This window comes from Pseudomonas sp. xss_2 (genome assembly GCF_043104195.1).
In the GTDB taxonomy this organism is placed as follows: Bacteria; Pseudomonadota; Gammaproteobacteria; order Pseudomonadales; family Pseudomonadaceae; genus Aquipseudomonas; species Aquipseudomonas urmiensis.
The window spans coordinates 64,764-74,579 of sequence record NZ_JBICKL010000011.1; the positions used below are offsets into that span (position 1 = coordinate 64,764).

At 61.2% G+C, this 9,816-nt stretch carries 11 protein-coding genes; 3 read left to right on the forward strand and 8 right to left on the reverse strand.

Translation table 11 applies throughout. The features are described 5' to 3' along the window. Positions 1-7 precede the first annotated feature (7 nt). The 6 genes from rbsD to ACF8K2_RS01625 are packed head-to-tail and all read right to left on the reverse strand — an operon-like array spanning position 8 to position 5,879. A complete protein-coding gene (gene rbsD / locus ACF8K2_RS01600; RefSeq protein ID WP_392463206.1) occupies positions 8-412 on the reverse strand; it encodes a D-ribose pyranase in 405 nt (134 codons plus the stop codon). Beyond that, positions 409-1,317: a ribokinase gene (rbsK, locus tag ACF8K2_RS01605; RefSeq protein WP_392463207.1), complete on the reverse strand. Its 909-nt coding sequence runs from the start codon at positions 1,315-1,317 to the stop codon at positions 409-411. Before rbsK ends, rbsD begins: the two co-directional genes overlap by 4 nt. A 9-nt stretch (positions 1,318-1,326) precedes the next feature. Continuing rightward, positions 1,327-2,355 (reverse strand): LacI family DNA-binding transcriptional regulator, encoded by a 1,029-nt coding sequence (locus ACF8K2_RS01610; protein ID WP_264235960.1) that lies wholly within the window; start codon positions 2,353-2,355, stop codon positions 1,327-1,329. 4 nt (positions 2,356-2,359) lie between these two features. Then, positions 2,360-3,355 carry an ABC transporter permease gene (locus tag ACF8K2_RS01615; RefSeq protein WP_186556129.1) on the reverse strand — a complete coding sequence of 332 codons (996 nt, stop codon included), beginning with the start codon at positions 3,353-3,355 and terminating at the stop codon, positions 2,360-2,362. Continuing rightward, a complete protein-coding gene (locus ACF8K2_RS01620) occupies positions 3,352-4,905 on the reverse strand; it encodes a sugar ABC transporter ATP-binding protein (protein WP_392463208.1) in 1,554 nt (517 codons plus the stop codon). Before ACF8K2_RS01620 ends, ACF8K2_RS01615 begins: the two co-directional genes overlap by 4 nt. A gap of 20 nt (positions 4,906-4,925) precedes the next feature. Further along, positions 4,926-5,879 (reverse strand): sugar ABC transporter substrate-binding protein, encoded by a 954-nt coding sequence (locus tag ACF8K2_RS01625; protein WP_392463209.1) that lies wholly within the window; start codon positions 5,877-5,879, stop codon positions 4,926-4,928. 396 nt (positions 5,880-6,275) lie between these two features. Here ACF8K2_RS01625 and ACF8K2_RS01630 point away from each other — a divergent pair, with 396 nt between their 5' ends. The 3 genes from ACF8K2_RS01630 (at position 6,276) to ACF8K2_RS01640 (ending at position 8,532) form a co-directional block, all read left to right on the forward strand. Continuing rightward, positions 6,276-7,364, forward strand: coding sequence for an asparaginase (locus ACF8K2_RS01630; protein WP_368971904.1), 1,089 nt, complete (start codon positions 6,276-6,278; stop codon positions 7,362-7,364). A gap of 226 nt (positions 7,365-7,590) precedes the next feature. Continuing rightward, positions 7,591-7,833 carry a DUF1654 domain-containing protein gene (locus ACF8K2_RS01635; RefSeq protein WP_186556133.1) on the forward strand — a complete coding sequence of 81 codons (243 nt, stop codon included), beginning with the start codon at positions 7,591-7,593 and terminating at the stop codon, positions 7,831-7,833. 6 nt (positions 7,834-7,839) lie between these two features. Continuing rightward, positions 7,840-8,532, forward strand: a complete 693-nt coding sequence (locus ACF8K2_RS01640) for an endonuclease (RefSeq protein WP_186556134.1) — start codon at positions 7,840-7,842, stop codon at positions 8,530-8,532. 3 nt (positions 8,533-8,535) lie between these two features. On the opposite strand, the gene ACF8K2_RS01645 is transcribed toward ACF8K2_RS01640, so the two are convergent. After that, positions 8,536-8,961: a GTP pyrophosphokinase gene (locus tag ACF8K2_RS01645; protein WP_186556135.1), complete on the reverse strand. Its 426-nt coding sequence runs from the start codon at positions 8,959-8,961 to the stop codon at positions 8,536-8,538. A gap of 212 nt (positions 8,962-9,173) precedes the next feature. Next, the gene (locus tag ACF8K2_RS01650) at positions 9,174-9,743 is read right to left on the reverse strand and encodes an SPOR domain-containing protein (protein ID WP_312154634.1); all 570 of its coding nucleotides are present in this window, start codon (positions 9,741-9,743) and stop codon (positions 9,174-9,176) included. Between the last annotated feature and the right edge of the window lie 73 nt (positions 9,744-9,816).

Consider the following 9,816-nt stretch of genomic DNA (forward strand, 5'->3'; position numbering starts at 1 on the left):
CCTGAACTTAAAAGGTAACGCCAGCGATCAGGGCAATGTTGCTATAGGGCTGGCACTCTCCCGTGCGCACGATAGCCTTGGCCTGCCTGCTCAGATCCTTCAACTCACTGTGGTGCAGACGTTCACGCCCGCCGAGCAAGCCTTGCGCATAGAGCTGCTCGATCTCCGCCAGGGCCGGCGGCGAAACCTGAAACAGCTCTTCGGCGAGCACGTGTCGCTCGACCTGCATCTCGCTCAGCACCGCGCGCAGCACACTGGCGAAATCAGGAATTCCAGGGGTCAGGGCCAGGTCGATCAATTCGACGCCCGCTGGCACCGGCAGCCCCGCGTCACCAATAACCACCACGTCGCCGTGCCCCAAACCGGCAATGGTGCGGGACAAGGCGATATTGAGCAGCGCGGTTTTCTTCACGACTGCAACTCCCTGGCGTAAGGAATAGACGGCTGGGCGCCCGCTCGGGTGACCGACAACGCCGCGGCGCGCTGACCAAAAGCAATCGCCTCACCCTCCCCCATCCCCTGCGACAGCCCTGCCGCAAAACCACCAATGAAGGTGTCCCCGGCCGCAGTGGTGTCCAGCGGTTCGACGTGCGGCGCCGGGAAGTGCTGGCTGCCGTTGGCACTGACGAACAAGGCACCTTGAGCGCCGAGGGTGACGATCACTTTGCCCGCGCCCAGCTTCAGCAACTGCTCTGCGGCGCGACGGGCGCTGTCCTGGTCCGTCACGGGCAGGCCAGTCAGGGCCTCGGCCTCGCTTTCATTGGGGGTGAGGTAGTCAATATGGGCAAACCACTGCGCCGGCAGCGGCCCGCTAGCCGGCGCAGGATTGAGAATGACGGTCTTGCCCAGCTCGCGGGCGCGGGCCAGGGTCCAACCTACCGTCTCCAGCGGCACCTCAAGCTGACAGATGACGATCTCGGCAGCCTGCAACAAGGCGTCGAAACGCTGCACCGCCTCAGCGCTGAGCAACCCATTGCCGCCGGGAATGATGACAATGGCGTTTTGGCTCGAGGCATCCACCACGATCAACGCCACCCCACTGGACACGCCGTCGCACACACTCACAGCCTGGCAATCAACACCTTCGACCTGTAGCGCCTGACGCAACTGCTGGCCGTAGGCATCATCGCCGACGTTGCCGATCATCGCTACGCTGCCACCCAGGCGTGCCACCGCCACCGCCTGATTGGCACCCTTGCCTCCCGGAACAGTGAAGAAACTGTCGCCGGCCAGCGTTTCACCACCGCGCGGCAAGCGCGCGGCACGGGCCACCAGGTCCATGTTGAGGCTGCCGACCACTACTACCTTGGCGTGCATGGCAATTCCTTAGCGGTAATCATTGAACAAGTCTGGGCGCGGTCCGGTGGACTCACGCATGACGATGCGCGGCGCGACGATCCGCTGCTCGGCTTGCGCCGCCTCGCGTCGGGGCGTAGCGATCCGCGAGAGCAACAGCTCAGCCGCGCTTTCACCCAGTTCTCGGATCGATTGGCCAACGGTGGTCAGCGGCGGATAGACGTAACGGCTGAGCTCGATATCGTCGAAGCCGATCACCGACAATTCGCCGGGCACGTTGATATTACGTTCGGCCGCCGCGCGCAGCACGCCAAAGCCGATCATGTCGTTGCCCGCGAAAATCGCCGTGGGGCGCGGGCCGTCGAGCAAGCGCGCGGCGGCCGCATGCCCCCCGGGGCTGGTGAAGTCGCAGTGCAGCACACGGTCTGCAGCGATCGGCGCATCGGCCTCAGCCATCGCCCGACGGTAACCGGCCAGACGCAACTGGCTGACGCCGGTCTCGGCAGGGCCACCGATACAGGCGATATCGCGATGGCCCAATTCCAACAGATGGCGCGTGGCAAGGTAGGCGCCCTGCTCATGGTCGATGCGCACCAGATCAGCATCCACCCCCTCCAACGCGCGGTCGACGATGACCATCGGAGTGCGCACCCCAGACAGGCTCTGCAGCAGATCGCTGTCCTCGCCCACCGACGCCACCACCAAGCCATCGATGCGCTTTTCCAGCAACACCCGCAGGTAGCTGCGTTGCTTCTGCGGGTTGTCGTCGGAGTTACACAGAATCACGCAATAGCCATTGCGTTCGCAGCCATCCTCGATACCCCGGGCCAATTCGGCAAAGTACGGGTTGACGCTATTAGGCACGAGCAAGCCAATGGTGGCGGTGCTACGAGCTTTCAGCGAGCGGGCGACGGCACTGGGCACGTAATCCAGCTCGACGATAGCCGCCTCGACTTTGAGACGCACCTGCTCGCTGACCGGACGGGTCTTGTTCAGTACATGCGACACGGTGGTGTAGGAGATACCCGCCAGTGCCGCGACATCTTTGATGGTTGCCATGGGTTCAGTTCCGCCGGCTCGCGCGCCGGCTGCGATAAGTGTCGAGCACCACGGCGATGACGATGACCGCCCCGGTGATGATGCGTTTGGTAGGTTCCGAAGCGCCAATCTGCGCAAGGCCTGCGGCCAGCACGGAGATGATCAGCACGCCGAAGAAGGTACTGATGACCGAGCCACGCCCGCCCATCAGACTGGTACCGCCGATCACCACGGCGGCGATCACCTGCAGCTCAAGGCCAGAACCCGCATTGGGGTCGGCCGCCTCCAGGCGCGATATCTGAAACAGCGCGGCCAGGCCAGCCAGCAGGCCCATCAGGGTGAAGACCAGGATCTTGTATGGCCGCGGGTCGATGCCTGCCAGGCGCACGGCTTCTTCATTGGTGCCAATGCCGATCAAGTAGCGACCAAACACTGTGCGGGTCAGCACCAGCTGGGCAACGATGATCACCACCAAGGCGATGATGAACGCCGGCGAAATGCCAAAGGCGATGGGGTTGGAGAACCAGGCGAAAGCGTCACCGATGTAAGCGGTACGCGAATCGGTAAACTGGTAGGCCAAGCCACGTGCCATCTCCAGTACGCCCAGCGAGACGATGAATGAGGGGATGCGCCACGCCACGGTGATACTGCCAGTGACGCTACCGGCCAGTGCCGCCACTGCCATGCCGAGCAACGCCGCAGGCAGTACACTCCAGCCCCAGCCGAGGATCGCCACGCTCACCGCCGAGGCCGCCAGGGCCAATACCGAGCCCACCGACAAATCGATGCCGCCGATGATCAGTACGAACGTCATCCCTACTGCCAGCACCATCAGGTCGGGGATCTGGTTGGCCAAGGTACTGAAGGTCGCGTAGGACAAGAAATGGCTGCTCAACAGCGAGAACAGCACGATCATTGCCGCCAAGGCGCCAGCCAGCCCGAGGTAGGTACCCAGGCCAAAGTAGGTAGCAGTCCGGCGCGCGGGAGCGGCACCTGAGTTTTGCAGGGGGGTGGTCTTCATGCGTCCATCCTGGGGGCTGCGTCGTGCAGCAGTGCGTCACGTTTCTGGTAGCCGGCAAATGCGGCGGCAAGCAGCTGGTCCTGGCTCCAGTCATCGCGCTCGAAGGTCTCGATAAGACGGCCAGCGGACAGCACAGCGATGCGATCACAGATCAGCATCAGCTCGCGCAAGTCGCTAGACACCACCACCAATGCCTTGCCTTGGCGCGCCAACTCGGCGAGCAAGCCATAGATGTCGAACTTGGCGCCGACGTCGATGCCACGGGTCGGCTCATCGAACAGCAACACCTGGCAGTCGCGCTCCAGCCAGCGGCCAATCACCACTTTCTGCTGATTGCCGCCCGACAACTCGCCAACCAGCTGGGCGGGGCTGGCACTGCGGATGCGCATGGCGTTGATCTGGCGTTCAGCCAGAGCCCTTTCAGCGGCGCCATCAAGCACCCCAGCGCGGGACACCGCACCCAGGTTGCCCAAGGCGATATTGGCGCTGATCGACTGGGTCAGCAGCAGGCCTTCGCCCTTACGGTCTTCGGTGATCAAGGCAATGCCCGCGCGCACCGCAGCCTTGGGCGAATCGATGGTCACAGGCGCCGGCGGCAGGCCCAAGGCAACGCTGCCGCTGTCGGCACGGTCAGCGCCATAGATCAGCCGCAGCAGCTCGGTGCGTCCGGCGCCAATCAGGCCGGAAATACCGAAGATCTCCCCTGCCCTCACCTCGAACGACACTTCGCGGACCTTGTCACCGCGGCTGAGCTTGTCGACCTTGAGCAACGGCGCACCGATGTCGCGGCGCCCCAGGTCGATATGCTCGCCCAGCTCGCGACCAACCATCAGGTTGACCAGCTCGGCGCTGCTATATCGTTGGATCGGCTCGACACACACCAGCTTGCCATCGCGCAATACGGCGATGCGTTGAGCCACCCGCTGCAGCTCCTCCAGGCGGTGGGAGATATAGACGATGGCCACCCCGCGCTGGCGCAGACGCTCGATTTGCGTGAACAGCAGCTCCACCTCGCGGGCGGTGAGCATTGCAGTCGGCTCATCGAAGATCAGCACATGGCAATCGCCGATCAGGTTACGAGCGATTTCGACCATTTGTTGATGACCGATGCCCAGCTCGCCGACCGGCGTATCCGGATCGATCGCCTCCAGGCCGACTTGAGCCATGGCGGCGCCAGCCAACTGGCGCAGGCGCTTGTGGCTGATCCAACCAAAGCGGCTGGGCAGGTTGTCGAGAAACAGGTTCTCAGCCACGGTCAGGGTCGGCAGCAGATTGAGCTCCTGCATGACCATGCGCACGCCGAGACCCTCGGCCTCGCTACGGCTACCTGGAGAGTAGACCTGGCCGCGGTAAGTCATCTGCCCGGTGGTGGGGGTCTCCAGGCCGCTGATCAGCTTGGACAGGGTGCTTTTGCCGGCGCCGTTCTCGCCGGTCAGCGCCAGCACTTCACCGGCGCGCAGGCTCAGGGCAACGTCGCCAAGTACCGGCTGGGCGTAACTCTTGCCTAGGCCGCTGACAGCGAGCACCGTTTCATAGGCCGATGCAGACATGGCCGTATCTCCTGCTGGGCTCAAGGCTTGGTGATCAGTTCGACCGGCGTCTGGATGACGTTATCGGCATCCACTTCAGGCTTTTCGCCCTTGATCATCTGCAGCGCCGCCTGAATGCCGTAGACCGCTTGTTTCTTGGCATCCTGGTCGAGGGTGGCGAGCACGCGGCCATCCTTGAGCATCGGCTTGATGGCATTGATGTTGTCGTAGCCAACCACCTGCACTTGCCCAGTCTTGCCAGCGGCACGTACCGCAGACACCGCGCCCAGGGCCATGCTGTCGTTACCCGCTAGCAGCGCCTTGAGTTCAGGGTATTCGTTGAGCATGGCGGCGGCCACGGCATTGCCCTTGTCGATCTCCCAGTTGCCCGACTGCACCGAGACGACCTTCATCTGCGCAGCGTCCATGGCATCTTTGAAGCCGGCGGTGCGCTGCTGGGCGTTGGTGGTGGTCGGTACGCCTTCGATGATGCCGACCTGATCACCTGCCTTGAGCTTCTCTTTGGCCAGGTAATCACCGACCAGGCGCGCGCCCTTACGGTTGTCGGGGCCAACGAATGGCACGCTGAGATTCTTGCTCTTGAGCACGTCAGGGTCGAGGCGGTTGTCGATATTGACCACGGTGATGCCCGCGTCCATGGCCTTCTTGATCACCGGCACCAGGGCTTTGGAGTCCGCCGGAGCAATTACCAGGGCCTTGGCGCCGGTGGCGATCATCTGCTCGACGATGCGGATCTGGTTGCCGGTATCGGACTCGTCCTTGATGCCGTTGGCCACCAGGTCGAAGTCGTTGGGGTGCTGTTTCTGGTAGTCCTTGGCGCCGTCTTCCATGGTGCGGAAGAACTCGTTGGCCAGCGACTTCATCACCAAGGCGACTTTAGGTTTGTCTTCAGCCTGAACCGAGAAAGGCAATGCCAAGGACAGCGTGGAGACGACAGCGAGGGTCAACAGACGAGCGGGGAACGGCAGTTTCATGGAAGATGACTCCGAATTTTGTGTTTTTTATCGGATCGCAAACGTTTGCGGTAAATAACTATGGAAACAAGACCCGCGTTTGTCAAATCCCTCTGCCGTAGTGTCGCCTGGCCATGAGCGTGGAGAATATCCGGAAAATACCCGGAAAACCGAACATCTTTTCCTACGCTTGTTCGGGAAGCCGAATGACAGTGGCTGCTGCCTGGTTTTTGCTGCTCAAAACATCGGCCGTAGACTTCGCACACACCCCTGCTTTCCCCTGTACCTGAGGGGGGCGAATTGACAAAGAAGCAATTGCTGCTGGTTCAACAGGATGCATGCCGCTGTCTGGTACGAAAACTGCCTTCACAGCTGTGCGACTCATAAATCTCATTAGGAAGAGAGAGAACAATAACGATGAAAACCGCACTGAAATCCTTCGCCCCTGGGGCACTCGCCCTACTGCTAATTCTGCCCACCGCCGTCTCGGCCAAAGAAGCCGAGCAACAACAGAAACTGGCCAATGTGGTGATCCTCGCCACCGGCGGAACCATCGCTGGCGCCGGTGCCAGCGCTGCCAACAGCGCCACCTACCAGGCCGCCAAGCTTGGGGTCGACAAGTTGATTGCCGGGGTACCTGAACTGGCGCAACTGGCCAACGTGCGTGGCGAGCAGGTGATGCAGATTGCCTCCGAGAGCATCAGCAATGAAGACCTGCTCAAGCTCGGCAAGCGTGTTGCAGAGCTGGCCGAGAGCAATGATGTCGACGGCATCGTCATCACTCACGGCACCGACACCCTGGAAGAGACCGCCTACTTCCTCAATCTGGTGGAAAAGACCGATAAGCCGATCGTAGTAGTTGGCTCGATGCGCCCAGGCACCGCCATGTCCGCTGATGGCATGCTCAACCTGTACAACGCGGTCGCCGTGGCCAGCAATAAAGATTCGCGTGGCAAAGGCGTACTGGTGACCATGAACGATGAAATCCAGTCGGGCCGCGATGTCAGCAAGATGGTCAACATCAAGACCGAAGCGTTCAAGAGCGCCTGGGGGCCGCTGGGCATGGTGGTCGAGGGCAAGTCGTACTGGTTCCGCCTGCCAGCCAAGCGCCATACGGTCAATTCCGAGTTCGACATCAAACAGATCAGCAGCCTGCCCGCAGTGGACATCGCCTATGGCTACGGCAACGTGACCGATACCGCCTACAAGGCATTGGCACAAAACGGCGCCAAAGCACTGATCCATGCCGGTACGGGTAATGGCTCGGTGTCGTCGCGGGTAGTCCCTGCCCTGCAAGAGCTGCGCAAGAATGGCGTGCAGATCATTCGCTCTTCGCACGTCAATGCTGGCGGTTTTGTCCTGCGCAACGCAGAACAGCCCGATGACAAGAATGACTGGGTGGTGGCCCATGACCTGAATCCGCAGAAGGCGCGGATCCTGGCCATGGTCGCGATGACCAAGACCCAGGACAGTAAAGAGCTGCAGCGGATTTTCTGGGAATACTGATAGGCGCGTCAGTGGGGTCGCAATGTGAACCATTGCGACCCTATCGCCCGGGCAGGCCCGCCCCAAGAGCAATCAGCTTTTACCTTCTTTTGAGTAAGCAAAATCTCGAATCGCTCGGAACGAAACTCTCTACCACGGTCTTATAGGCTTTTCGACTTACATGCTGTTGCGAAATAACCTACAGTGAAATACTGTATGCGCATACAGCAAAACAAGGAAAAGCCCAATGGCCAGTACCTCTCAAGCCACCCCTACGCCCTATCAGCTGCTTGGGGAGCGCATTCAGAAGATCATCAACAGCCCTACCGCCCAGCGCAGCCGCGCCGCACTGATCTTCCGCCTTGAACATGAACTACCCGAAGACTGGGCAACCTTGCTCGATGAGATCGCCGAGAACGACAACGTCACCCTCGCCCACCGCGATGACGGCGGCGTGCAAATCTTCTGGACCGTGCCGAAGGAAGATTGATCGCACATGAGAGTTTCACTTTTCGCCGCCGCTTGCCTGCTGTTTACCACCCCCATTGCCCACGCCGACGCCCCGCGCACCTTCCAAGAAGCCAAGAAGGTCGCGTGGCGACTGTATGCACCGCAATCCACCGAGTTCTATTGCGGCTGCAAGTACAACGGCAACAAAGTTGACCTAGCCTCCTGCGGTTACCAGCCGCGCAAGAATGCCCAGCGCGCCTCGCGCATTGAATGGGAGCACATCGTTCCGGCCTGGCAGATTGGCCATCAACGCCAGTGCTGGCAAGACGGCGGACGCAAGAATTGCTCGCGCAATGACACCGTGTACAAGCGTGCAGAAGCTGACCTGCACAACTTGGTACCCAGTATTGGCGAGGTGAATGGCGACCGCAGCAACTACAGTTTCGGCTGGCTACCGGAGCAGCATGGGCAATATGGCAGCTGCCTGACCCAAGTGGATTTCAAGGCCAAGAAAGTCATGCCGCGGCCTTCGATCCGCGGGATGATCGCGCGCACCTACTTCTATATGAGCAAGCAGTACAACTTGCGCCTGTCCAAACAGGACCGGCAACTGTTCGAAGCCTGGAACAAGACCTACCCGCCGCAAACCTGGGAGCTGCAACGTAATCAGCAGGTGGCCTGCGTGATGGGGCGCGGCAACGAGTTTGTCGGTCCGGTGAACCTCAAGGCCTGCAGCTGAAGTTCAAGCCAGCGCCTGCAAGTAGGCGCTGGCCTCCTGATAACGGATCAACCTGGCCAAGTCAGCAGGCCCTGGACACGCAATGCGGGTGAGATCGCTATTGTCGGCAAGGTCGGCCAACTTGACCTCTCTGGCCAATGGATCATCACCCAGGCGCACCACGAATGCCTCGTAGCTCTCCCCCCTGCGCCGACTCAGCGACAGCAGCGCCGCGAGAATCTTCAGTGGAAAACCTTCGCGTGCTAGATCGGCAACGGTCAGCTGGGTGTCCTCCAACACGTCGTGAAGCACGGCTACAATGCGCTGCTCAGGCGTGGACACCCGCATCATCACCCGCAACGGGTGAAGGATATACGCCGCGCCACCCTTGTCGTACTGCCCTTCATGCGCTCTGGCGGCCACAACGATGGCCCGCTCCAGTGTAGACATGAGGCCCCTCCCTGCTCTGCGCCCTCAGGAGCAAGCATAGCTGGGACGGGCGTTGCAGGACAGCCCGCACATGGCAAGCGCAGGCTCTATCGCCGATGTGAGCCTCATCGCGGGGCAAGCCCGCTCCCACAGGCTCACCACAAACGAAAGGTTGGCGCGATCGGCGTGGGAGCGAGCTTGCCCCGCGAAAGAGCCCGAAAAGCCAATGAAGCTCAGCGCTGGACGCCGTGCTGAATAACGATCGAATCAGTACCCTGCCGCGCCATGACATCGGCCTTGCGCGCCTCAGCCTCTTCTTTGGTCGGGAAAGGCCCCATCAATACCACCGGTTTGCCATCTCGGTATTCGACCGAAGAGGGGATGCCCTTCTCGATCAGGCGCGCAGTCATGTCGCTCAAGGCGCCCATGTTGGCCCCCTGGATCACTTCCACATCCCAACCTTCAGGCGCCGGCTGATCTGCCACTGCCTCGGCACGCCGCTGCAAGTCGGCACCGCCGCAAATCTCACGAATGCGCAGATTATTGCCGGTGTCATCGACGATAATTTCGTACTGCCCATCGCGCTTGATCGCCACGTAGCTGCGATAGGCCTCAAACTTGCCCGCGTCGTCTTTGCCGCGGAACTGACCACAGATGGAGCCCTGGGTGTCGAAGCGCACGTTGGCGAACTTGGCGGTCTTGGGATTGCTCAGGTGTTCGGCCACCTTTTTATGCACGCCGTCAACTTCGTTGTTACAGCCCGCCAGGGCCAGCACTGCCATTACCACTGCCAGTTTGCGCACGCGTGTATCTCCAAATTTGAAGGGCCGCAGTCTAGCATGACGCCCCTCTCCCGCCGATGGGCAGGCTGCCGCA

Coding starts and splice junctions, on each gene's coding strand:
- rbsK (WP_392463207.1), bottom strand. CDS start 1,317: ATGCACGCCAAGGTAGTAGTGGTCGGCAGCCTCAACATGGACCTGGTG.
- ACF8K2_RS01610 (WP_264235960.1), bottom strand. CDS start 2,355: ATGGCAACCATCAAAGATGTCGCGGCACTGGCGGGTATCTCCTACACC.
- ACF8K2_RS01615 (WP_186556129.1), bottom strand. CDS start 3,355: ATGAAGACCACCCCCCTGCAAAACTCAGGTGCCGCTCCCGCGCGCCGG.
- ACF8K2_RS01620 (WP_392463208.1), bottom strand. CDS start 4,905: ATGTCTGCATCGGCCTATGAAACGGTGCTCGCTGTCAGCGGCCTAGGC.
- ACF8K2_RS01625 (WP_392463209.1), bottom strand. CDS start 5,879: ATGAAACTGCCGTTCCCCGCTCGTCTGTTGACCCTCGCTGTCGTCTCC.
- ACF8K2_RS01630 (WP_368971904.1), top strand. CDS start 6,276: ATGAAAACCGCACTGAAATCCTTCGCCCCTGGGGCACTCGCCCTACTG.
- ACF8K2_RS01635 (WP_186556133.1), top strand. CDS start 7,591: ATGGCCAGTACCTCTCAAGCCACCCCTACGCCCTATCAGCTGCTTGGG.
- ACF8K2_RS01640 (WP_186556134.1), top strand. CDS start 7,840: ATGAGAGTTTCACTTTTCGCCGCCGCTTGCCTGCTGTTTACCACCCCC.
- ACF8K2_RS01645 (WP_186556135.1), bottom strand. CDS start 8,961: ATGTCTACACTGGAGCGGGCCATCGTTGTGGCCGCCAGAGCGCATGAA.